Here is a 24,028-nt window from a genome sequence, read left to right as displayed (position 1 = left end):
GCAGTATTCCCCGTTCTTTTTGATGGCCGTATGGGCTTTTGCGGTTCAGGCTAAAGTCCACACGGCCTGTGATTAAGCCGGCAGTCGTTCGTACAGCAAACTCGCGGTCTTTTCCCTTTTCAATTGTTCCCGGATTCTAGCCAGCCCGCCATCTTCCGTCAAACGCTGGCGGAGTGTTTCATAAGGTTCACGCGACTGCAGTGCAGCCATGTGGATTTCGCGGTCCAACTCGTCGTCGTTGACGCTAACCCCTTCTTTTTCAGCGATCCGGTCCAGCAGGATCTGCGCCTTCACCTCGGCTACGGCAGAGTCGCGCTGGGCGGTCCGAAGGCGGCCGAAGTCCAGCTTCCGCATCTGCTCAGTGCTCATGCCCTGGGCTGCCAGAGCGCGCAGGCCCCGCTCGAGCCGGGCCTCCACCTGGTCCTGCACCATCGATTCGGGCACCGGGAACTGGAACTTCTCGACCAAGGCGGCGAACAGCCGATCCTTGGTTTCGCCTTCTACGCTGCGTCGCTTCCGGTTGGCCAGATGCTCCCGGACGGCGTTCTCCAACTGCTCCAAACTTTCGTAATTGCCCATCTCCCTGGCGAAGTCGTCATTCACCTCGGGAAGGACCCGCTTCTTGATGGCTTTCACAGTCAGGTCGTAGGCCACCGTCTTACCCTGGAGCTTGGCTTCGGGGTAGTCGGCCGGGTAGATGACCTCGGCCTTGAGTTCCTGGCCGGCCCTGGCGCCCCGCAGGACCTGCGTGAAGGCATCCACGGTGTCCTTGCCGCCGACTTCGACCAGCGTATCCTCGCCGGCGATCGGTGCCGCTTCAGGGTCGTCCGCAATCGTGCCTGAATAGGAGATCTGCGCCCAGTCGCCGTCGACCAGCGGCCGGTCTTCTTCGACCGGTTCGATGGTGCCGCGTGACTCGCGTAGCTGATCCATCTCTTGCTTGAACTCGTCCTCGGTCACTTCGACCGACGGCTTGGGAACGACCACCTGCTCGTATCCGTCGATCGAGACCTCAGGCATGTACTCGAAGACGGCCTTGAGGTGCATCGGCTGCCCATCTTCAATGGTCAGCTCTGTGACCTGCGGTTGGCCGACAACACGAAGCCCGAGTTCCTTGACTGCACTGGCAAAGCGCTCGGGCAGCAGGCCTTCAATAACGTCTTTGCGAATCTCGTTCGCGAACTTCCGCTTGACGACCGACTCCGGCACCTTGCCCGGACGGAAGCCGGGGAGCTTGGCGTAGCGCTGGTAGTTGCGCGTAACCGTGCGGAAGGCTTTACTGACGTCCTCTGCAGGGGCGTCGATCACGACTTCACGCGTGACCTCGGGATTCAGTACAGGGCCATGCTGGTGATCGTGGTTGTGATCGTGCTCGTGATCGTGATCTTCGTGGCCGTGGGCTTCTTCGGGAGTTCCCGAAGGCTCATTGGTTTCGAGAGTGTCAGTGGTGCTCAACGTGGTTTGCCTTCCGGGCGCGACAGGCGCCAAATCTACTGCCCTGCGGGCTGTCGCCAATGGGGAAACAGCGTCGTGTGGCGGGATTTTCCTCAACTAATGGTAAGAGGGTTTACGGAGGGAGGTCAAACCGCCCGAATGGGCAGATTTGCGCTTTGCACCGCACATGCCACTTTACTGTTCTGAGACGTCCGGTTTGCGCACGTACCGGGCAAAACGAGGGTGTGATGCACCGCATCGGGAGTAGTGAATTCGCGCCTCTGCGAGGCTTATGTCCCCATTCACGGTGTTGCGAATTTCCTGGGCGTCGCCATCTTCCTGTCCATCGTCTTCCCACCAGCAGACCGGGCAGAGCGCCAGGCTGTCCGGCGCATCCAGAGTACGAAATCCACAGCAAGGGCATCGAAAGCGCAGCGTTGCCGTCCCCATGACTCAATGGACGGAGTTTTCTGCGACGCAGTTTACAGCTTAGGATCCCGAACCTCTGGGCCTTTCAACACGTCAGGTCTTCAGAGTTCTTGTCTGTACAATCGGCTCTTCAGGGGGAATCGGATTCCATGCGTCGTCTCTTGCCTCGCCGCCTCATCTCAATGTTCGTGCCTGCTCTTCTCGCCGCCTGTGCTGTTTCGATCTCCGCCGAGGAACCCGCGCCCTTGAAGGTGGCTATCGTTGGCCTTGAGCACGGTCATGTCGCCGGCTTTCTTTCGCAACTACCTAAACACTCTGACGTGAAACTCGTCGGCATTGCCGATGCGGACTCAAACCTCTGCGCGAAATACGGCAAGCAGTTCTCGCTGCCCGATTCGCTTTTCTATAAGACCGAGGCGAACATGATCGAACGTGCGCGGCCCGACGCGGTGCTCGTTTACACCTCGATCGCCCAGCATCGCCCTGCAATCGAAGTTGCCGCGCGGTACGGCGTTTCCGTCATGGTCGAGAAGCCGCTGACCATCTCGTTTGAAGATGCCAAGGCCATCCGCCGCATCGCGCGCGAGAAGAAAATCCACGTTCTCGTGAACTACGAAACCACCTGGTACCCCAGCAACCGCGAAGCGTACGACGAAGTTCGCGACAACCGCATCGGCGAGATCCGCCGCGTCGTCGTCCACGACGGGCACGAAGGGCCTAAAGAGATCAATGTTCAGCCGGAATTTCTGAAGTGGCTTACCGACCCGCAGCAGAACGGGGCCGGCGCGCTCTACGACTTCGGCTGCTATGGCGTGGACCTCATGACGTGGCTTATGCACGGCGAAACGCCTGAATCCGTCACCGCGGTGACGAATCAGGACAAGCCCGAGATCTACCCACACGTCGATGACGACGCGACCATCGTCCTGAAATATCCCCACGCTCAGGCAGTCATTCAGGCGTCGTGGAACTGGCCTTTCAGCCGCAAAGATATGGAAATCTATGGGGCGAATGGCTATGTCATCACTGTGGCCGCCAATGACGTGCGTGTGCGCCACCAGCACGAGAACCAGGAGCGCACAGAGACGGCACCCGAACTTCCAGCCAACGAACGCGATTCGCTCTCCTACCTCGCCGCAGTGCTCCGTGCGAAGATCGCACCGACAGGCGACCTCAGCGCGCTCGATACGAACGTGATCGTCACGCAGATACTGGATGCCGCCCGCGAGTCGGCCCGCACGGGACAGACGGTACCGTTGACCCGTATCGGCAATTGAATTTCAAGGGTGTTCAGCATCGGTTCGCAGATTCGATGCGTGGATGTGAACGGTCTTCCAAGCGCTTCCATAACGCTTGAACAGGATCGTCCGCCGGTCGATCTCTCCTGGGTTGAGGATGTGAAATGTAACAATGGCCACGTCTTCACTGGGGAATTCGATTCGTAGGTCCTTTGGCTCGAGTTGCATGAATGGCGGTCTACTCCGACCGGAGGACTTCCGGATCCTGTCGAACACGCCGGCCCAAGCCTTATCAAACTGCTCTTCTGTCTCAACGCGTCGCGTGTTTGGAGCAGCCGGATGGAACATCGTCGGATCCGGTCCGAAACAGGCACGGAAGGCTGGCCAGTCCAGATTGTCAAATGCCGTCAGGAAGATCGTCAACGCCTCACGAACCTGAACATCTGAGGACCGATCGCCGGCAGCATGCGCTCCCGAAGGTGCCAGCAGCAAAGCTGCGAAAATCGCACTCCACAATTTCATCTGTACCTCTCGAACTGTGACGATTCGGATTGAATTCAGGTTCCTGCAAGATATGCGATCTGATCGTTTATTTTGCACTTACAAAACATCGGCTGTGGCGCTCGAGGGCTCAACCGTCTCCGACTCTGAAGAGTCCAGACTGGCCGCTTTCCGCTGGTGCGATTAGCAGGCGCGCCGAACCGGCTGCGATCAGCAACAGTCCAATCCAGGACTGCACATCCACATGCGGCCGGAGCAACGCGAGGCTCATCACGTTTGCCATCAGCGGCGCGATCAAAAATCGCGTGGTGATCTGTACGGCACTCATCCGCGGCATAAGCCAGAACAGCAGCGCAAGAGCACTCACATCGAGAGCCGACCACGCGCCCAAGGCTGCGCTGCCGGCTGCCTGTTGGCGAACAGCCAATCCCAAAATCCCGAGTACCAGGGCCGCCGATCCTGATGCGGCGGCCGTGAACGTAAATATCGAGGGACTCTGCCGCGCCATGCGCACCGCTGCGCAGTTGGCTGCAGCGATCAGTGCAGCCGTTGCGACCACCAAGAGCATGACGAAAGCGGTGGCGTATGAGTGGGGCAGTTCCACAGGGAAGACAAGGAACGTGCCTGCAATAGCAGCCATGGCGGCCAGAAAGGCTCCCCTGCTTTCATCTCCCTCTGCCGCGTTGATCCCGAGGTACGGCTCGAAGATGACGGCAAACAATGGCGTCAGCGAGAACAACGCGACTCTGGTCGTATCGCCGACTCGGCCGCTGCCGCCAATCGCCACAAGCGCCGGGACGGCGAAGAGCCCAATTCCAACCAGCGTCGCCCTCAGTACCATCGCCGAGGCCGGCCATTCTGCGCGACGCAGCAGCGCAGCACCTGAGGCGACGACTGCCAGGGCCCCAAGTACGGCAGTCTGCGCTGCCAGGGAGGAAACCAGCCATAGACCTGACGCACCTGGCTCCAGATCGGCCCTGACCCACCCCAGAGCCCAGAACATACAGAGCGCCAACAACGCGCCGAGCGGCAGCAACTTGCGTGGCAACCTTCGCCTTAACTTACGCTTCGGGGTCGGGGAGTTCGAGAGAACCTTTCGCATCTCCCCTAAGCTACAATGGAACCTGGGCCGGATCCGTGCAGTGGCGCGCGATCGCCTATTTTCCAGGTAGAGCAAGGAGTTTTCTTTTTATGGCGATTCCCGCCACCCAAATGCGTCCGGGCATGATCATTAAGCACAACGATGTCCTCCACCTCGTCTTCAAAGTGGAACATCGCACTCCGGGCAACCTGCGCGCTTTTATTCAGGCAAAACTTCGCAATCTCAAATCTGGGGCTATGTTCGAACACCGCTTCCGCTCCGGGGACGCTATCGAGAAGGTCGTCGTTGACGAGGTTGCCATGGAGTTCCTCTACTCTGACGGCGACGACTATTACTTTATGAATCCGGAGAACTACGAGCAGACTATGCTCAAAGGCTCCACCCTCGGCGACGCAGTCGAGTACCTTACGCCAAACCTGCAGATTCGCGTCAGCTATCACGACGGCAACCCGGTCGGTATCGAGCTGCCCACCTTCGTCGAACTAACCGTCGTCGAGACCGAGCCCGGCCTCAAATCGGCAACGGCCTCCTCTGTCACCAAGCCCGCCAAGACCGAGACCGGCTTGGTCGTCCAGGTGCCTCCTTTCATCAACGAAGGGGAGAAGATCCGCGTCGACACGAGCGAAGGCGCCTACCTCAGCCGCGCATAGTTCCCTTCAAGCGCAAATCGGAACGCCGGGAGCTAATCCCGGCGTTTCTGTCTTTGCACCATCACTCGCAACGCAGCGCGATCGTTGGCTGCACATGGGCGGCTCGAACCGCAGGCACCAGGATCGCAACGACCGACGTTACCAGCAGGATCGATGAGACGAGCAGGAACGTGAGCGGATCTGAACCGCTGGTTCCGTAGAGCAGGCTTGCGGTAAAACGCCCCAGCACCAGCGAGATCGCAATTCCAATCACGAGGCCGATACCGGTCAACATCATCCCCTGTCGAAAGACCATCCCCAGCACCATGGGCGGCTTTGCCCCGAGCGCCATTCTGATCCCGATCTCGCGCGTCCTGCGCCGCACTGAGTAGCTCATCACGCCGTACAGCCCGATCGATGCGAGCGTGAGGCCAACTGTGCCGAAGATCCCGAGCAGCAGAGCGGAGATGCGCGGCAGCAGCAGTGCTTTGTTGACGTGATCGTTCATCGTTTCGGAGTTGAAGATCGCCATATTGGGATCGAGCGCCCCGATCTGCTCGCGCAAGGCCCTGGATGCCCGTTCGGGATCGCCGCTGGTTTTTACGAGTACTGTGATCCCGAAGAAGCTGATCGCCTTCTGTGGTGCCGCATTGAGTAGAAGATAGACGCAATTGACGGGCTGCTCACCGATGGTACGCAGCTTCGAATTCCGCGCTATGCCAATCACCGTGTATTTCGCCTTCTTCTCATCGCTGAATGTCTGGCCAATCGGATCCTGCCCCGCAAACAAGTCAGCGGCCATCGCTTCATTGATGATTGCGGCGTGCTCATCGTCAGTCGGCACACTGAAATCGCGACCGCGCAGCAATGGAATGCTCATCGTCTCGAAGTAGCGCGCACCCACGCTATTCACATTTGCATTGCTTTTCTTGGCGCCGTGATCCTTGCTCGCCGGAACTTCGAAATCGAAGTTGGCAGTGCCCAGGCTGAGTGGCACCACGCTCATAAAGCTGACCGACCGCACTCCAGGCACGGCCTCGCTCCTCTCGCGAAGCTGCTTCAGGAACTCCGCAGTTTTCTCCTTCGAGTAGTTCTGCAACTTCAGATCAACGCTCATCAGCAGCATTTTGTCCGGCGTGAATCCAATATCGATGGAAGACGCATTACCGAGGCTGCGCAGGAAGAGGCCCGCAGTTGCCAGCAACACCAGCGACAGCGCGACCTGCACCACAACCAGCGAGTTCCTCAGCCGCGAGCGCCCTTCATGCCCCAGCGTCGGCGAGGAGTCCTTCAGCGCTGAGACGAGGTCCGGGTTCGATGCGCGCAACGCCGGCACCAGGCCGAACAGCAGAGCTGTGACGATAGAAAGCCCGAGTGTAAATGCCGCTACACGCAAATCAACGTTGAAGTCGAAAACAATCGGGAAGGGAAGAGGCAATCTGAAATTCGAAATTGCGCGCGCTGCGACTGCCGCCAGCGCAAAGCCGATTGCCGCTCCGGCAAGCGCAAGCAGCAGGCTCTCGGTCAGCAGTTGCAGAACCAGCCGGCGCCTCGCCACCCCCATGGCGAGCCGTATCGCGATCTCTTTCTGTCGGCCTGTAGCACGCGCCAGCAGCAGGTTCGCTACATTGGCGCACGCTACCAGCAGCACCATCGTCACCACGCCCATCAGCACGCCCATCAGCGCATATGCCGGCGTAATTGAGCCCGCAATCAATGCTCCGGCTGATTGGAGCGTGAGTTTCTCATGATTCTTCTCGTCTTTCCGATACGCATCATCGAGCCGCTTCTTGACGACATTCATCAGCACGGCAGCTCGGGCCCGGCTCACGCCCGGACGAAGCCGCGCATCCAGCATGAGCCAGTTGCTGCCCCTGTTATTGCGGCTGCCTGCCAAGCCTGCGAGGTCCGGCATCATCTCTTCCGTCATGCTCAGCGGGACCCAGAACTGCGAGACAATCCCTCGATCAACGCCGTAGAACCCCGGAGGCGCGACGCCTACGACGGTGTAGCTATGCCCGTTCAGCACCACCTGCTGATTGATGATCCCGGTATTCCCGTTAAAGCGTCGCTTCCAGAGCGCATGGCTCAACACCACCACATGCCCGCTGCCCAGCACGCGATCATCCTCGGGCAGGATCGGCCGTCCCAGAGCCATGGGAGTCTGCAGAGCCGGAAAGAAATTTCCGCTCACCGTCTGGCCCCAGATACGCTCAGGGGTTCCTTTGCCGCCCATGCTGGCGGGAATCAAGGGAAAGTGCGCCAGAACGCCGCCTTCAAAAATGTCACCCGATTGCGCGTTGTAGTCAATGTAATCGGGGTACGAAAAGGAACGCCCTTCCGAGAACATCACCACGTCCTGAGAGTTCTTGATGGGCAGCACACCCCACAGCAGGCCGTTGGCGACGCTGAAGACGGTGGCATTCGCGGCAAAAGCCAGGGCGATCGAGATGATCACGACCAAAGAAAACCCCGGCGCCTTTAAAAGACTGCGAGAAGCGAAACGAAGATTCTGTAGCCACGTCTGCATAGGTTCCTCTTCAACCGACAACGACAACCAGTCACGGAAAGTTCCCTCGAATGTAGATGATTCGGGGTTTCGCGCACTGTGATGACGCACAGGCTGCACGGCTGGCGCCGGAAAGGTGATGCCGCGCACCGACGCTGTGAGCTCGACCGAACGTGTCCGAAATTCGGCTCGTCACCATTCGTCACAAAAAGCCGCGCAAAAATTCTTTTCCGCTACCCGCAGACTTTGTGTTACAGTCTGTAACACTATGGCGAGTAACACTCATGATCCCGCCGAACTCGGGGAACTGGAACGGGAAGTCTTGTCGATCATCTGGCGGTTCGGCGCGATCACGGCGGAGCGCGTACGCGAAGAGCTGGATCGGCCGCTGAAGGACTCCACCGTTCGCACTGTTCTAAGGCGCCTTGAAGAGAAAGGCTACCTGGCCCACAGCGTCGAAGATCGCACGTTTATCTACCGGCCTGCCGAGTCACGGCAGAAGGTAGCCGGCCGGGCAGTCAAGCGTATCGTGGACTGGTTCTGCGATGGGTCGGTTGAGGCTCTGCTTGTCGGCATGGTCGACTCCAAAGTTCTCGACCGCGCCGAACTCCAGCGCCTTGCAGCGCGAATCGCGGAAGCGCAGAAGCAATCTGCGAAGTCGAACCATTCCGGGAAGCCGAATAAGGAGGCCTAATCCATGATCTCCTCACTATTGCTGGAAGCTGCCCTTCGTTCCGTTCTCCTTGCCCTTGCCGTATGGGCGGGACTTCGTCTTTTCGGCATCAAGAACGTCCTTGCGCAGAAGGCCGCCTGGGGCTTGGTGCTCGTCTCGGCGCTGGGCATGCCCATGCTGCTGCCCTATGCGGCGCATTGGAGCGTGCTGCCTGCCAACGTGCGCGTCGTCATCCCGGAAGATCCGCAGACGCTGCTTGAAGAATTGCAGGCGCGCATCAAGACCTCACCACAGCCGAAGCCTGCGTCAAAAGTGACTCCATCCACGCAGACTGCATCGTCAGCGGACGAAAGCGGTGTACGTGTGGGAAGCGATAGCCCCGGGCGTCAGCTGTCGGCATCCGCCCAACCCGAACCTGCCGATCCGGAAAAGGTGAGCTTCAACGAATCAGAGAACGCGCCGCAGAACAATGCAGTCCTCGTCCCCCAAGCTGCCCCGCAGCCTCCGCCTGCTCCGCACATCACAGCCAGAACAATTCTGACTGGACTTCTCTGGTTCTACATCGCCGTTGCCGGCGTACTCATGCTCCGTCTGCTCAACGGCCTCAACTCTGCGTTACACCTGCTGCACACCGCAGAGCCGATCGTCATCGAGTCTCATATCTCGACTGCCCAATCTTTAAAACTGCGCAGCAGCACCAGAGTTGCTTCTCCCGTAACCATCGGCTCGAGCATCGTACTTCCCGCTGATTACAGGAACTGGGACAGCAACAAGCTCCGCGTGGTGATCGCCCACGAGCGCTCGCACATCCGCCAGGGTGACTTCTACCTGCAACTGCTCGCCGGAGTTTACGCAGCCGCGGTGTGGTTCAGCCCGCTTGGCTGGTGGCTCAAACGCAAATTGTCCGATCTAGCCGAGGCCATCAGCGATCGCGCGGGGCTTGAAGAAGCCTCCGATCGCGCTGCCTACGCGCAGATCCTGCTTGAATTCGCGGCCGCACCGCGCCCAACCCTCATCGGAGTTGCCATGGCCCGCAATGGATCTGTATCCAAACGCATTGAACGCCTTCTCAACGATGCATCGTTTCGCCAGGCCTTTGCTGGAACCCGCCGGGGACTGGCCGCGCTTGCCGTTGTTCCCGTCGCTCTATTCATTGCGACTGCTCTCGTTCGCGTGGAAGCCGCAAGCCAGCAGGCGCTGGCGCCAGACAAGGTGACGCTGCCGGTAACGGAGGCCATCGCACCTGACGCGCTGCCCGTGTCGCAGGAACCACAGAAGCCCGCCAGACCGGGATCCTCAAGCGACAATCTCCCAGCGCCGGCGCTCGCACCGACGGCTTCTGACGACGTGCTCGCTCCACGGGCCTGTGAAGATTGCGCTCCCTCGCATGTTGTGGCTCCACCGGCACACATACAAGGTCCTGCCGATGTAGCTCCGGTCCCGCCGGCGCACATTGCGGTTTCACCGCGCGTACTGGTCCTTCCAGGCTCTCCGGGCCGCTCGATCACGATGATCGCTCCGGCTGCTCCCGGTCACGCTCGGGTGCTCACGGTTCCACAACTCGCTCCACTTCCTCCTCATTCCTCGTTTGCTCTTGTAGCTCCGGGTGTGCTCGTGGGCGGTGGTCACGGATTCGCGTTTCTGCAGGACGGGCACAGCAGAACCGTGACCCTTAGCAATAACAACAACGGAAAGAGATCGGGATATCGCTACTACGTCTCCGATGGCGGCGACTCTTACGCCATCGTTCGAGGATCGGATCACATCACTATGAACGGCCAGATCCATACAGACGAAATCGAGAAGGCTCGCCAGCAGGCCGGCGGCAAAGACTTTCTCTGGTTCAAGCGTGAAGGCAAGGCTTACGTCATTGACGACCCTGCAACGCTGGCGCGGATAGAAACGATGTACAAGCCAATGGAAGATCTCGGGCGCCAGCAGGAAGAGCTTGGCAAAAAGCAGGAGGCCCTTGGAAAGCAGCAGGAGGAGATCGGCCACCAGCAGGAGCAGGCCAGCGTTCCCACTCCCGACATGAGCCGAGAGATCGCTGAGATCGAAAAGGCAATGGCGCAGTTGAAAGCGAATCAGGGGAAGAACATGACCCAGGAGCAGTTCGGTGAACTGCAGGAAAAGCTCGGCGAATTACAGGGCCGCCTTGGCGATATCCAGGGCGAGATCGGTTCCAAACAGGGCGAGTTCGGCGAGAAGATGGGCGCCCTGGGCGAGCAGATGGGCAAACTCGGCGAGCAGATGGGTGAACTGGGCGAACAGCAGGGAAGAATCGCTGAAGACGCAGATCGCAAAGTGAAGTCGATCATTGACGAGAGCATGAAAGACGGGAAGGCGCGTCCGGTTCAGTAACTCCACTTCCGTTCGACATTTTCGTGCGCATGTCTGAGGTGTAATCTTAGGGGCAAAAAGGAGATCGTATCCTTATGCCCCTTTCGCCTCGGCTCGAAATTGCTTCGCAGAACTTCAAGACCAATTCGAACTTCCTGAAGCAGGGCCTCACTGGATTCACCGACGAGGACTGGCTCAAGCGCCCGAACGATCGTACCAATCACATGCTGTGGATTGTTGGCCACCTGATCTGGTCGCGCTCCGCTGTGCTTGCGCGGCTGGGAGATCAGTGGAGACTGCCTTGGATGAAGCTCTATGCACGGGGAGAGAAGTGCACTGAGTGTCCGGATGCTCCGTCGCCGAGTGAAGTGCTTGCCGCATGGGATGAGAGCTGCGTGCGTCTTCATAATGCTCTCGAATCCGCAACGGAAGAGTTGCTCGACACGCCGGCAGCTAAACCCGGGCCTCCGAGCGCAGATGGCAAGCTGAGCGGGACCATCAACTTCATGGTTCTGCATGAGACCTACCACGTAGGCCAGGCCGCATATATCCGCTCCTGGCTGGGCAAGCAGAGCGTGATGGGCTGAAGAGCAAGGGTCAGGATTTGGATTTTTGGGCGCCCTACATCTCGACCTTTAGACGTGGGAGTTACCCCAGCTGTACCGGCTTCGCCTCGAGCAGCGCCTCAATCGTCTTGAGTGCATCGAGCGTGCTGTTCGGCACCGGTGCATCCACCTGAACCACCGCGAGCGCCTTCACCGGTTTCGCTCCGCTTCTCTCGCGGCCGAGTGCGAAGTTGGCGATGTTCACGCCCTGCTCGCCGAGAATCGTTCCGATCTTTCCGATAACGCCGGGCACGTCGAGGTTGCGGCAGACCAGCAGATTCCCCTCGAGCGGCGCCTCGATATCAATGTCGTCGAACTCGAGCAGGCGTGGCTGTTCGCCGTGAATCACGGTGGCTGTCGCGTGGCTTCGTCCACCGGCTGTGTGTAGCTCGATTGCCAGCAGTGTTGCCGAACCGCCGCGCCGAGTCTCTTCCTTCTCCTCGTGCACGCGGATGCCGCGCTCCTGTGCAACTGCGAGCGCATTGATCCGGTTCACATTTTCTGAGCCCTGCAGCAAGCCTTCAATTGCGGCGTTGCGCACCAGGTCGGTCTTCGACTCCGCGAGTGCGCCTCCATAGGTAAGGTGGATGCCTTCGATGCCGCTCTTGCCCGCCTGCGCCAGGAATGCACCGAGCCTGCCCGCGAGATCGATGAAGGGAGCTAGTTGCACGTATTCCTCGTGGCTCAGCGATGGCAGATTGACTGCATTCTGCACCACGCCGAGTTTGAGGTACTCGCGCACTTGCATCGCGATCTGCACCCCAACGGCTTCCTGGGCTTCCGCGGTCGATCCGGCAATGTGCGGAGTCAGAATCACATTCTCCAGCGCAGCAAACGGCGAGTCCTTGGGCGGCTCAACGGTGAAGACATCGAGCGCGGCGCCGGCAACCTGGCCGGACTTGAGCCCAGCAAGCAATGCCTCATCCTCCACCAGTTCACCGCGCGCGCAGTTGATGATGCGCACGCCTTTCTTCATGGTTGCGATCGTCTTGGCGTTGATAATGCCGTGCGTCTGCGGCGTGAGGCCAACGTGCAGCGTGAGATAGTCCGAGCCGGCGAAGAGCTCATCGAGCGTGACCAGCCGGATGCCGTTTTCACGCGCGACGGCTGCGGAAACGAACGGATCGCTGCCGATGATTTCCAGGCCGAACGCGCGCGCCCGGCGCGCGACTTCAAGACCGATACGGCCAAGGCCCAGGATGCCGAGCGTCTTTCCACGCAGTTCCGAGCCTTGCAGGCTCTTCTTCTCCCACTTACCGGCATGCATCGTGGCGTTTGCCGTCGGCAGCTTTCGCGCGAGCGCAAGCATGAGGCCGATGGTCAGTTCGGCGACGGCAACTGCGTTGGCGCCCGGGGTATTCATGACCACAATGCCGCGCCGCGTTGCTGCATCGGCGTCGATGTTGTCCACGCCTACGCCAGCGCGGCCGATGACACGCAGCTTCGGCGCGTGTTCCATGAGAGCGTCATCTGCCTGCACGGCGCTGCGGACAACCAAAGCATCCGCGTCGGCCAGCGCTGAGGGCAGCCCGTTGGGCAGCTGGTCGTGGGTCAGAACTTCCCATCCAGGCTCAGCCTGGAAGATCGCAAGAGTTGCGGGGGATACCTTTTCCGCGAGAACAATCTTCATCTTTTCTCCCTTGGCAGCTGGGTCCGCCCCGGCCACAAATTCATCGAAACGGATGTTGTGCTTTTCACAGAGGAGGTCGAACATGCGCACCACTGCTGCATGCGGCTTCCCTTCTCCCCGCTCGTACTTGGTGATCGAATTCGGATGCACGCCCAGCAACTCGGCCATCTGGTACGAGAAGAGGTCGAGCTGCCGCCGCGCGATGACTAGTTTTTCGCCAAAGGTGAGTTCGGACATTGAAGCTCCTGCGGAGCAGTGAACAGTGTTCGTTGCTTAGTGATCAGAAAAGATGTTGGATTCAGCAAGCGTTCTGACCGCTGATCACTGACCACTGACCACTCGCGCAGCAAAAACCTTCTGCGCCGCCGCTACTGCCTGGCCGAACTCGATTTTCAGTCCCAGCGTGTCCTTCGCGATGTGCTCCATGGCGCCGAGGAACGCGACCGTGTCCAGATAGTCGAAGAACCCGAGGTGCGCCACGCGAAAGATCTTCCCCTGCATCTCGCCCTGGCCGTTTGCCGTGACCAGCGAGAACTTCGACTTCAATGCCTTGACGACAGTTCCGGAGTCCATTCCCTCCGGAACCGCTACAGCCGTTGCAGCAGCTGCAGGTGCCGTTGGCGCAAACAGCGTGAAGCCGAGCGATACCAGCCCAGCCCGCGTCGCCTCCGCGTTCACAATCGCGTTGTTCACGAGCGCGTCGCGGCCCTTCTCGAGATCGCCGCCCGCCTGTCCGGCGATGTAGTCGAGCGCAGCGCCGAGCCCGGCTACGAGCGCAACAGCCGGTGTGTAAGCGCTCTCTCCCTTGACGGCGTTCTTGCGTTCCTTGCGCAGGTCGAAGTAGTAGCGCGGGTTCTTCGACTTTTCCATGGCCGCCCACGCCTTCTCGCTCACGCTCAGGTACGCCAGCCCAGGCGGAATCATTACCGCCTTCTGCGATCCGCCGATCAGGATGTCGATGCCCCAGCCATCCACGTCAAAGTGCGTCGTGCCTAGCCCCGTTATCCCGTCGACCACCAGGATCGTCTCCGGCGCCAATTCCTTGATAAGCTTCGCGATGGCCTCAACGTCATGCTTTACGGCGGTAGAGGTTTCGGTCGCCTGCATGTAGACGACGCGGTGCTCCGGCTTCAGAGCCGCCCGGATCTGACCGAGTTCGAACGTCTGGCCGTAGGGAGCGGAGACCACGTCGGGCTCGCAGCCGAAGGCTTTGGCCAGCCCCGTCCAGCGCTCGCCAAATTTGCCGGCCGTGAGCACCAGCACCGTGTCCCCCGGAGAAGTCAGGTTGGAGACAGAAGCCTCCATCGCACCCGTCCCGGAGCTCGACAGCAGCAGCACGTCGTTCTTCGTGCCGACGAAGACCTTGAGCTGAGCCAACACCTTTTGGAAGAGCGCCCGGAATTCCGGCGTGCGGTGGTGCATATCCGCCGCTGCCATAGCGAACTGCGCCGCCGGGAGCAGGGGGGTCGGTCCTGGGGTATAAAGGCGGGTTTTTCGAATCATGGAGATACCTCTCTGGGCTGGAAATTCTGAAGTGCTGAACCGGCGAGACGTTGTGCGCTCTAGAGATCACAGAATACACAAAATTGTGATTTTTGTGAATTGTGAATTCTCCGATGTGAAAAACTGGCGTACAGCTCTCTATTTTCTCCGCTTCCAAAGGAAAAGGCTTCGAGAGGATTGCTCCCGAAGCCGGATTCTCGAATGTCGGAGTTTACCGCCGACCACCGCCGTGAAAGCCACCGGCCGCAGCCCCGCCGTGGAGGTCGCCCCCGAGATGCGCACCACCTGCAGGCGCCATCGAGCCGCCGTTATGCATGCCGCCGAAGTGCCCGGGGTTCCCGCGCACCGCACCGCCCACATACCCGTGGCGAACCCCGCCCACGTACCCGCCGCGGTGAATTACCCTTGGGTGCCCGTAGTAGCCGCCATAGAAGCCGTAGGGGTAGTAGCCACCCCAGCCGAAGGGATAAAAGCCCCAGCCAAACGGACTGGCGAACGGCCCCGCCCCCATGTAGGCGTAACCGAACGTCCACGGATTCCAGTACCAGCCCGGGCCCGCGTACGGACCGGTGTACTCGGAAGCCATCTGGTTATTGGCCTCAGCCATGTACTGCGAGCGCAGGCTATTCCAGTTATAGAGATCGTCCTTTGCGTCGTCCTTGTCGAACTTCTGCGGCTTCGGTTCCGCTCCAGCGCTTAGCACGACCTGGTGCTCGCCCTTCACCTTCTCCCACTTGTTGTCGCCCACCTGCACGTGCGCCTCGCCTTTGAAGACCATGGCTTCGGGCCGGTTGGCGTCAAACTCGTAGTAGCCGCGCTTGTTCAGCCGCGTGGTCACGCCCGCATCAATCACCTGCAGATTGTTCTGGTCGTGGATCTCGTCTACCTCGACGGCGGCCCGGCCCTTCTCAAGCTGCACCTGCGTGAGCGCCAGGTCAGGCGAAACCATCTTCACCGTGCTGTTGTCGTCGAGCCGCAGAAACACGCCCGGCATCAGCAGCACCTCTGCTTTACCTTTTTCTGTGCTGATCTCCTGCCCCGGCTCAACGGTCACATTGCCCAGGTCTTTCGTATTCAACTGCGATCCGTTGAGATAGACAGCACCTTCTATGTAATTCACCGTTCCCGGAACGGCCTGCCGTGCCTGCGTTGCTTGATTCCCATTATTTATGTCCGCAGCGAACAGCGGAGTTCCCATGAGCCCCAAGCCGAGCAGCGCAACCATTGCACTTTTCATCAATCGGCTTTGCATGATGTTCTTTGATACCTCTGTTTCATTAGATCGTTGTTGACACAAAAAGTTGCGGTCCAGGGTAGCTAGGCGAGCATGTACTAAATTGCTTTTACAGAGCGTTTGGCAATGAATCTAAAGCGCGTCAGGGATCACCGGCGAGCCTCACCTACTTCGAGTGCGTCGAACTCTGCGATGATGTTGGGCGTGGCGAGAACATCTGCTCTATGGCTGAAGTACTGTCTTTCCCTGTTTGCATGGGCAGCATGCACCACCGGCGCCCTTGCAACGACGACTCTTCCTCAGTCGCTAATAATCAATTCGGATCAGACACTGTTTCTCACGGATGCGCCGAACGGACCAAGGCTCACTTTGCTGGATCGTCCTGACAGACTGCATTTCACCAACTACGCGATTGAGAATCTGCCCACCGCCGTAAAAATCAATGGCAGAGATGTCTCACTGCACTGGCACGTAATCTCGAGGTCAACGGATAACACGAAGCACGTTGTTTTTGTCTACGAATCCGCGACGCCTCATCTCCGCCTCTCGTGGGAGTGGCAGGCTCGCGGCGACCACGGCCCTGTCGAGCACTGCATCACTGTCCAGAACCTCAGCGGGGAAGAGGTATGGCTCCCTATGGTTGACTCGCTGCGCCTGCAGATCCCCTATGAATCCGGACAAAAACTCCGCCACCTCTACGTCGAAAAAGGCGCCGACACTCCCTCCGCCACCGGCACGCACTTCGAAGACATCTCCGACGGCTACTCGTGGACCGGCAAATCCTCCACCTACGCATTCCCGCAACCCGGCGAAGCCCGCGAAATTATCCCCGCTGAATTCGTCTTCGACGCTGAAGCGCCGCAATCGGGCTGGTATGCGGGCATCGAGTTCAGCGGCCGCACCCGCATCTCCCTCCATCGCACCGGCAACACCGTAGAGACGGTCCTCGGTCTCAACCCCGAACCCGGTCCCTTCCGCACCCGCCTCGCACCCGGAGAAAAGTTTGAGACGCCCACGGTCTTCTTAGGCACGTTCACTGGCGGACCCGACGGCGCCGCCAACCAACTCCACACCTGGGTGCGCAACGTACTCGGCAACCCAGGCACATGGCGCGATCCGCAATACCCGCTCACCGTCAACAACAGTTGGGGCGGCGGCATGCAGGTGAACGAAGCCATCGCGCTCCGCATGATCGCCGACGCAAAGCAGCTTGGCTTTGAGATGTTCCACGTCGATGCCGGGTGGTTCCGGGGTGTAGGCGACTGGTACGCCAACCCGCGGAAGTTTCCCCATGGCCTCGCCCCCATCGCCGATGCGGCGCACAAGCAAGGCATGCGCTTCGGTCTCTGGGTTGACTGGACACAGGCCGGCCTCGACACGCAACCCGGCGCGCTTAACGTACGCGATCCTAAAGTCCGCGACTGGCTCGTCACCGATCTCGCACCTGACTGGAAGCCGGAGGAGTTTAAAGGCGAGACTGTCGATCTTGGCGTGCCGGCGGCGCACGATTATCTTGAAAAGGAAGTCGATCGCATCATCACCGACAACCATCTCGACATGCTCGAGCACGACGGCTACCTCGTTGCGCAGGGATGCATTCGCAGAGATCATCCTCATGCTCCGCCGAACCAAAGCACGCAAAAGGTCATTCATGACTCCGGCTTCGACTTCGTCATGGCCGACAACGCGACCGACGTCAGCTACCACGCGGTACGCGCGTACTACGACATCTACGCGAAGATGCGGAGCGAGCATCCCGGCCTCATCTTCGAAGTCTGCAACGACGGCGGACGTATGGTCGACTTCGGGTCCGCCGCGCACGCCGACTATTTCTCTATAACCGACACCTACGACCCACTCTCGAATCGCCGCGCCTTCTACGACACCAGCTACATGCTGCCGCCCGCCATGCTGGAGAGCTACGTCGAGAAGTGGCCGACTCCGAACACCGACAATTTCCTCTACATGCTTCGCAGCGGCTTAATGGGCTGGTTCACGATTATGATCGACACGACAGCGTGGACTCCCGAGCAGCATGAGACCGCCAAAATCGCGATCGCACTCTACAAAGAAAGGATCCGGCCTCTGATCCGCGATGCGCAGCTCTATCACGTTTCCATGCGGCCAGATGGCGTTCACTGGGATGGAATGCAGTACTGGGATCCGGCGCGCAAACAGGGCGTCCTCTTCGCATTCCGCGGGACTATCGATAACGAGGACAATCACACCTTCGTTCTCTCCGGCCTCGACACAACGAAGCGCTATCGCCTCCACTGCAATGACGGGTCAGCTCCAGATCGCACAGCGGAGGGCGGGGAACTGATGATGCGTGGGGCCCGGGTACATCTCGCCAATCCGCTCAGCTCCGAGCTGGTCTTCATCGAAGAGGCGAAATGATCCGCGCAAACCTGCTCGTTTAAAATCGACCAGTGAGGATGGAAACCCATGAGTGAAGCAGGCGCACTGGAAGCGCAGATCAGCCAGCAGGTCATTACCGCAATGAAGCTCCACGATGCCGAGCGCACCGGCACGCTTCGCCTCATCAAGACCGCGCTGAAAAACAAGTCCATCGACAAGCGCGGTCCGCTCACTCCCTCCGAAGAACAGCAGACGCTCGCCACCATGATCAAGCAGCGACGCGACTCCATCGACGCCTACACCAAAGGCAATCGCCCCGAGCTCGCCGCCAAGGAAGCCGCTGAAATCGTCATCATCGAGGAGTTCCTGCCCAAGGCTCTCGACGAAGCCGGCCTTCGCGCTCTCGTTGCGGAAGTCATCGCAGAACACGCCAATGCGACAGGTAAGGCTCCAACGCCGAAGGACATGGGCCCTGTCATTAAGGCTGTGCAGACGCGACTCCAGCAGGCTGGTGTCCGGGCGGAAGGACGCATAGTGAGCGAAGCCGTGAAAAACGCCCTCGCGGGGTAGCTGCATCTAAACCGGAGCTGTTCGCGTCTTCCTCAACAGGAGCGGTCATGAACCTTCCCCGTCATGCTGTCTCTCTCTTTTTGCTCGTTGTAGCGCTCGGCGCATCCGCGCGCGTCTCCGCGCAGGGGCCGCCTTTCCAGGTGGACGATCCGGTGCCTGTTGATTTCAAACACTACGAGTTCTATATCTTCGGATCCACCGACGGCACTCCGCTTGAAACGGACTACGCCGGCCCGGGGTTCGAGTTCAACTGGGGCGCCATCCCTCGCGTTCAGCTTCACATGGTCCTGCCGTGGGGCGGCATCCATCCGTCGGACGATGCATCGGCAACCGGCCTTCTCGACATGGAGTTCGGTGCAAAGATCGCCATCATCAAAGAGTCGAAACACATTCCGCAGATCGGCACCTTCACCATGTTTGAAGTACCAACCGGCAACGCCGACAAGGGCCTCGGCGTAGGCGAAGTCTGGTACAAGCTTCCAGTATGGCTGCAGAAGAACTCCGGGAAGTGGCTCTTCGATGGGGGCGCTGGCGAGGTTGTCGTTCCGCAGACCGGTTTCCACGATTTCCCCTACGGCGGTTTCCTCGTCAAGCGTGAAGTTGCCAAGAAGCTCGAACTCGCCGCCGAGATATTCTCGCACGGCGGAGAAGGGCCCGTCACGCCACAGACGAAGTCGTCCACCATGCTCGATGCGGGCGGATACTGGCACCTCAAAGGTGAAGACACCATGCAGCTTCTTTTCGCCTACGGCCATTCGATCGCCGGCCAGACAGAGAACTACGGCTATCTAGGCCTCTACTGGACGTGGGGCAAAGGCGACAAAGCCGGCACCGATCAGGACAAGGACAAAGATAGAAAAGCCATGCTGGATAAGGCCATGTACTCCGGCCATCTCCAGCACGGCTTCTGAATTCCTGTCGAGCCCCGGGGCCCCTGACGTTCAGGGACCGGGATTACGCTCGATCAGCAGCAGCGATCAGTCCAGATCGTCCACGTAGTGTCCGATTAGCACCGTATTGCCATTCGTCGGATTCTTCAGCAGCAACCCGACTACTCGCACATTTGTCGCGGATGAAACATCTCCAAGGTGGGCGAATCCATCGCGGAACTCGCAGTTGTCGGCTATGTAAACGGTGACCGTCTGCGGAATCAGCAGCCCCGCAAATCCCTTCACCTGCATCTGGAAGCTGTTGCTGTTAGCGTTCACCGAGCCGGGCATAACCGTTCCGTTGAAGCCCCAGTGCCGCAGCACGACGCGCTTCACCGTCACTGCATCCGGATTTGTCGCGCCACTCGCCGGGCCGCCGACCGAGATATGCTGTCCGGGCAGAAGCTGGCTCTGGTTTAAGAGGAACTGCGCTAGCCGCCCATGCCCCCAATAGATCGAGTAGGTCTCGCTCCCGCTCAGGTCTACCGTCGCAATCTGCCCGAGGCTCAGCCCTGTTGTTGTCGGCAGCAATCCGCGCACGTAAAGATCGAAGCTCGTTGCCGGACCGCTCGACGGATTCACGTAGGTCACCTGTCCGCTCGCGTAAAACCCGCTCTTCGAAAGAATCGCGATCTCATCCGCGTTGATGGTTGCATCCGCGCGATCGAGCGTTCCCGAAAGCTGCACAATCGTGCTCGAATTCAGATCGCTGAACTGCGCGTTGCCGTCCCACTCCGTTTGCCCGTTCACGTTAACGGTGAACTGGCGCCCGTGCGGCCCCTGGATGGTGAATGACTGGGTGCCCGCATTAAAGCTCACCACGGCCGCGTCAAATTCGTCGAGATACGCGCCCTTGTCGTTGTTGTTGACCGCCTCTATATCGAAGGTCGGATTGACCGTGCCAGTGATCTGCCCGTTGCTGTCGACTGCGATCGATTTGCGCAGCAGGAAGTCGAGGTGCAGCCCAACGGGCGCACCCGCTTGCGCCACCACCATCGGATTCGGCAGCGTATAGCTGACTGTGCTGCTGCTCAGCGTTGCGGCCATGGTCTTGATGGTCGGCTCCGCCGTGGTCGTATCGAGATAGCCGATGGTTGCGTTCGACAGGGCGATCGATACTTTGCTGTATGTACCTTCCGGAACCTGGTTCATATCGATCAGCGTCTGTAATCCGTTAAATCGCGCAAAGTCTACCGTGGGCGTCCCGCTTGTGAGTTGGACCGTGTTTCCGTTCGTATCTGTTGCCGAGATCCCGATGTTAACCGTGAACGAGACCACGCTCGCCATCGGCGCATCGGTCCCGACCACAAACGATGCTCCCGTCTTTGCCTGCGAGTTGGTGTTAACGGAGGTTGAGTTGTAGCTGCCGCATCCGGCTGCAAAGATTGCTGCCACTACCAAAGCCGCCACCGAAGCGAAGGTACGTCTTCCAGTTCTTGCAATCAACATTCCAGTGTTCCGCGCTTTCTGCGATCGTCCGTGGCCTCACGGAGTTCGCGGGATGGCACACAGCAATCGAGGGGTACTGATTCTTTTTGAGTTGTGGGCTGTGTCCCTGTATTTGCGCCAACACCGCGCGCAACTCGAAAGTTGCGGGTCGTTGCTCATGAAAATTTGCGTTCCATTATGTCAAGGCGGGATCAGGCCGGCAGGAGTTACCGCTGTAGAATTCCTCCTCGGCAGCCCTCAACCTGAGCGGCAGATGAGCGTCTATTCTTAAACGCGTAATTGACTCAGGCGGGTCCCGCCGTCCCCTCTACGCCAGCTTGATTTCGAAAGTGCAGTGCGCGCCGCCTCGGCGGGGGGAGGTCAGCACATTCGCGGTCACAGGGCGTTGCGCGACGGTTTCGAACAGCGTGCGGTTGTTCTCCGCCGAGCACTCGCAGTAGGGATCATCAGGCATCGGCGCGCGTTCGGGGCTCCACCCGCAAACGCACTTGCTGACGGGATAAACCAGTGAGATTGTGTTCCCCGACCGCGTGCAATTTGTTGGCCCAACGATTTTGCCCATCAGTTCAACCAGTTTGTCGACGCTGCCGCCGCTCTCCGCGATGAGGTCCTGTCTGAACTTCAGATTTTTGCAGCAGGCGCGCCCCCGCTGCTGCATCAGTTTCACCAGCGTCGCTCGATCCAGGTTCTTTTCTTCCTTGCGGAGAAAATCCGAAAGGAACTGCCGTACCGCGCCCGCATCCGCCATGCACTTCGCGTCCTCACACGCCCCGTCGTTCGCAGCGCCGGCAATCCGCCCGCACGGCACCGCCACGCCCAGAACAACCAGGCTCTTCAGGAAAGTCTTGCGATCCATAGAAACCTCATTGATGAAAGCTGATTTTGTTCTACTCACCGTATTTGCGAATGTGCAGTGCGTCACGCATTCTGGTTCAATCCGGATTGGAAGGAAAGGGAACAGGACGGCGAGCGGGAGTCTGCGGTCCGCACCGATTCTCCCGAATCAATGCCAAAGTCCATAGTCAGTTGCCGACCCGACCCGCCCAGAGTACCCTTGCACCCATGAACTGGCATCGTGGGCTCCTGCTGGCTGGGATCAACGTGGCGATCGCAATGCCCGGTGTGGTCCGAGAGTCAATGCAGTTCTGGCAGAACACAGCTGGCAGCGTCGCGCGTGCATCACCGAGTCGCGTCGAATACGTGATGTTTCAAGAGGGGGTACCAATCTCTCTGGATCCGTGCAATTGGTCCGATCTCGGCCATTCACGTTTGATAGAGGTCGGAGGGTTCGCGAATCTGCCCACGGCGCTATTAACAGGTTGGCATGATCCATGCCTGACCCAAACGCGACTCGGAAGACTCAGTGCGCGAGTGGTTGGTGGAAGGAATCATAGCGCCGAAGTTCTCGACTGTCTCTGTCTCGCCATCTTGATATCAACCCAGTGGCTGCTCGTTGGAGGACTTCCAATAATTCAGCCAAAACGCTGGTGGCTTGAACCGGGAGCACTCATTACAGCATCTGCTGCAATCGCTGCAGCTCTTGCGATCATTCCGATTACTCAATCGCTTGCAAGAATTCCGGCTTTGTTCGCTGGTTTGGCCTGGCTTTGGTATCTCGCCCTCCTCCTCTGGGTCCCCGTCCATCTCGCATGGCAATCAACCCTCCACGGTCTGCGGCGTCTAAGCTAACTGAAAGTGTGCTCTGAACCCATGACACCGAAACGACATCTCCCCCGATTGGCCGTGCCGGCTTTGCTCTTCGCCTCTGCGTCCGTACTGCTCGCCGCGCAACAGAGCCCCTCCGGCAACGCAAATCCCGCACCCGCAGCCCAATCTGCCGACAAGCCGGCACACACCCTTCGCACGCCGGGCCACGAGGTCCAACTCGCCGTCACGGTCCGGGACAAAAAGGGCGCCCTTGTTCCTACCATCGACAAGAACGACTTCACCCTGACCGAGGACGGCCGACCACAGGTGATCCAGACCCTCACCCGCCAGTCAACCGAGCCCTGGAGGCTTGGGCTTCTGGTGGAAACCGCACGCCCGGTCGGCTCCGCGCTCGAGGAGGTTCGCAAGGCCGCTACCCAGTTCGTCGACGCCATGCTGCCGGCTCAAGCCTCCGCCGGCAGCGCGAACCAGCTCTTCCTCATTCACTTCGATCGCCAGGTCGAACTCTCGGAAGACTTCACCGCTTCGCGCGACAAACTCCACCAGGAACTCGACGACCTCAGCGCTACCCGCGAGCGCCATGACGATACCGAAGGGCCCGAGACCACCGGGGAAGACCGAGACCGCCCCACCCGCACTCGCAATGCCAGCCAGCTCTACGACGCCATCTTCCTTGCGTGTGACGAGTTGATGAAGAACCAGCAGGGCCGCAAAGCCATCGTCGTCTTTTCTGATGGAATCGACCGCGGCAGCAAAGACACGCTGAATGACGCAGTAGACGCCGCTGATCGCGCCAACGTCGCCGTCTACACCGTGCACATGCGCGGCCAGCAGGAAGAGGAGAATAACGGATTCAGCCGCAACCGCCGCGGAGGGATAGGCTTCCCCGGGGGCGGAGGCGGCGGCTATCCGGGTGGAGGCGGTGGGTACCCCAGTGGTGGCGGCCAGCGCCGCGAGCCGAAGCCCATTGTTGATGGCAAGAAGCTTATGGAAGAGATCGCCCGCCGAACGGGCGGCCACGGCTACGAAGCGAAGAAACGAGACGACGTGGTGCCGATTTACAAGCTCATCAGCGAAGAGCTGCAGGGCCAGTACGTGCTCACGTACACACCCGACAAGGCCGACACCGACGGCGGCTTCCACAAGGTCGTTGTCAAAGCGGAGAAAGGCGATCTGCAGGTCACCACGCGCGAAGGCTACTACGCTCCGGGCGGGGACTCTCGATAA

19 protein-coding genes are annotated in these 24,028 nt (G+C 59.6%); 9 read left to right on the top strand and 10 right to left on the bottom strand.

The features are described from left to right. Positions 1 to 72: 72 nt before the first annotated feature. Together tig and DHV10_RS28360 are read right to left on the bottom strand one after the other, a co-directional pair. Positions 73 to 1,488, bottom strand: coding sequence for a trigger factor (gene tig / locus DHV10_RS19590; protein ID WP_239461939.1), 1,416 nt, complete (start codon positions 1,486 to 1,488; stop codon positions 73 to 75). Between the two features lie 141 nt (positions 1,489 to 1,629). Next, positions 1,630 to 1,884, bottom strand: a complete 255-nt coding sequence (locus tag DHV10_RS28360; protein WP_109488077.1) for a CPCC family cysteine-rich protein — start codon at positions 1,882 to 1,884, stop codon at positions 1,630 to 1,632. Between the two features lie 128 nt (positions 1,885 to 2,012). Between DHV10_RS28360 and DHV10_RS19580 the strand changes: the two genes are divergently transcribed. Beyond that, positions 2,013 to 3,140, top strand: a complete 1,128-nt coding sequence (locus DHV10_RS19580; protein ID WP_109488076.1) for a Gfo/Idh/MocA family protein — start codon at positions 2,013 to 2,015, stop codon at positions 3,138 to 3,140. 3 nt (positions 3,141 to 3,143) lie between these two features. Here DHV10_RS19580 and DHV10_RS19575 read toward each other — a convergent pair whose 3' ends face one another. Both DHV10_RS19575 and DHV10_RS19570 read right to left on the bottom strand, forming a co-directional pair. Further along, positions 3,144 to 3,623, bottom strand: a complete 480-nt coding sequence (locus DHV10_RS19575) for a nuclear transport factor 2 family protein (RefSeq protein ID WP_109488075.1) — start codon at positions 3,621 to 3,623, stop codon at positions 3,144 to 3,146. Between the two features lie 109 nt (positions 3,624 to 3,732). Next, a complete protein-coding gene (locus DHV10_RS19570) occupies positions 3,733 to 4,650 on the bottom strand; it encodes a hypothetical protein (RefSeq protein ID WP_162601696.1) in 918 nt (305 codons plus the stop codon). Between the two features lie 143 nt (positions 4,651 to 4,793). Between DHV10_RS19570 and efp the strand changes: the two genes are divergently transcribed. Then, a complete protein-coding gene (gene efp / locus DHV10_RS19565) occupies positions 4,794 to 5,354 on the top strand; it encodes an elongation factor P (RefSeq protein ID WP_109488073.1) in 561 nt (186 codons plus the stop codon). Positions 5,355 to 5,415: 61 nt separating this feature from the next. On the opposite strand, the gene DHV10_RS19560 is transcribed toward efp, so the two are convergent. Continuing rightward, positions 5,416 to 7,863 carry an ABC transporter permease gene (locus tag DHV10_RS19560; RefSeq protein WP_109488072.1) on the bottom strand — a complete coding sequence of 816 codons (2,448 nt, stop codon included), beginning with the start codon at positions 7,861 to 7,863 and terminating at the stop codon, positions 5,416 to 5,418. Between the two features lie 247 nt (positions 7,864 to 8,110). Between DHV10_RS19560 and DHV10_RS19555 the strand changes: the two genes are divergently transcribed. The 3 genes from DHV10_RS19555 (at position 8,111) to DHV10_RS19545 (ending at position 11,442) form a co-directional block, all read left to right on the top strand. Beyond that, entirely contained in the window at positions 8,111 to 8,536 is a 426-nt protein-coding gene (locus DHV10_RS19555) for a BlaI/MecI/CopY family transcriptional regulator (protein WP_109488071.1), read from the top strand. 3 nt (positions 8,537 to 8,539) lie between these two features. After that, complete coding sequence (locus tag DHV10_RS19550; protein WP_109488070.1) at positions 8,540 to 10,876, top strand: M56 family metallopeptidase; 2,337 nt, start codon at positions 8,540 to 8,542, stop codon at positions 10,874 to 10,876. Positions 10,877 to 10,950: 74 nt separating this feature from the next. Then, positions 10,951 to 11,442, top strand: a complete 492-nt coding sequence (locus tag DHV10_RS19545) for a DinB family protein (protein ID WP_109488069.1) — start codon at positions 10,951 to 10,953, stop codon at positions 11,440 to 11,442. Between the two features lie 61 nt (positions 11,443 to 11,503). On the opposite strand, the gene serA is transcribed toward DHV10_RS19545, so the two are convergent. The 3 genes from serA to DHV10_RS19530 all read right to left on the bottom strand — a co-directional run bounded on the left by serA (position 11,504) and on the right by DHV10_RS19530 (position 15,830). Beyond that, on the bottom strand, positions 11,504 to 13,090 hold the full coding sequence (serA, locus tag DHV10_RS19540) for a phosphoglycerate dehydrogenase (RefSeq protein ID WP_109488294.1): 1,587 nt from the start codon (positions 13,088 to 13,090) through the stop codon (positions 11,504 to 11,506). Between the two features lie 321 nt (positions 13,091 to 13,411). Beyond that, the gene (locus tag DHV10_RS19535) at positions 13,412 to 14,593 is read right to left on the bottom strand and encodes a pyridoxal-phosphate-dependent aminotransferase family protein (RefSeq protein WP_109488068.1); all 1,182 of its coding nucleotides are present in this window, start codon (positions 14,591 to 14,593) and stop codon (positions 13,412 to 13,414) included. Between the two features lie 211 nt (positions 14,594 to 14,804). Continuing rightward, positions 14,805 to 15,830: a FecR domain-containing protein gene (locus DHV10_RS19530; protein ID WP_162601695.1), complete on the bottom strand. Its 1,026-nt coding sequence runs from the start codon at positions 15,828 to 15,830 to the stop codon at positions 14,805 to 14,807. 201 nt (positions 15,831 to 16,031) lie between these two features. On the opposite strand from DHV10_RS19530, the gene DHV10_RS19525 reads away from it, so the two are divergent. The 3 genes from DHV10_RS19525 to DHV10_RS19515 are packed head-to-tail and all read left to right on the top strand — an operon-like array spanning position 16,032 to position 19,666. Beyond that, entirely contained in the window at positions 16,032 to 18,224 is a 2,193-nt protein-coding gene (locus tag DHV10_RS19525) for a glycoside hydrolase family 36 protein (protein WP_204101477.1), read from the top strand. Between the two features lie 48 nt (positions 18,225 to 18,272). Beyond that, positions 18,273 to 18,755: a GatB/YqeY domain-containing protein gene (locus tag DHV10_RS19520; RefSeq protein WP_109488066.1), complete on the top strand. Its 483-nt coding sequence runs from the start codon at positions 18,273 to 18,275 to the stop codon at positions 18,753 to 18,755. Positions 18,756 to 18,802: 47 nt separating this feature from the next. Continuing rightward, on the top strand, positions 18,803 to 19,666 hold the full coding sequence (locus tag DHV10_RS19515) for a hypothetical protein (protein ID WP_109488065.1): 864 nt from the start codon (positions 18,803 to 18,805) through the stop codon (positions 19,664 to 19,666). A gap of 66 nt (positions 19,667 to 19,732) precedes the next feature. Here the strand turns inward: DHV10_RS19515 and DHV10_RS19510 are convergent, their stop codons facing one another. Next, positions 19,733 to 21,133, bottom strand: a complete 1,401-nt coding sequence (locus DHV10_RS19510) for a DUF4382 domain-containing protein (RefSeq protein ID WP_109488064.1) — start codon at positions 21,131 to 21,133, stop codon at positions 19,733 to 19,735. Positions 21,134 to 21,440: 307 nt separating this feature from the next. After that, positions 21,441 to 21,989 carry a hypothetical protein gene (locus DHV10_RS19505; RefSeq protein WP_109488063.1) on the bottom strand — a complete coding sequence of 183 codons (549 nt, stop codon included), beginning with the start codon at positions 21,987 to 21,989 and terminating at the stop codon, positions 21,441 to 21,443. Between the two features lie 854 nt (positions 21,990 to 22,843). Here DHV10_RS19505 and DHV10_RS19500 point away from each other — a divergent pair. After that, positions 22,844 to 24,028, top strand: a complete 1,185-nt coding sequence (locus DHV10_RS19500; protein ID WP_109488062.1) for a VWA domain-containing protein — start codon at positions 22,844 to 22,846, stop codon at positions 24,026 to 24,028.

It is taken from the genome of Occallatibacter savannae, from assembly GCF_003131205.1.
In the GTDB taxonomy this organism is placed as follows: Bacteria; Acidobacteriota; Terriglobia; order Terriglobales; family Acidobacteriaceae; genus Telmatobacter; species Telmatobacter savannae.
This window is presented reverse-complemented; position numbering and strand designations above follow the sequence as displayed.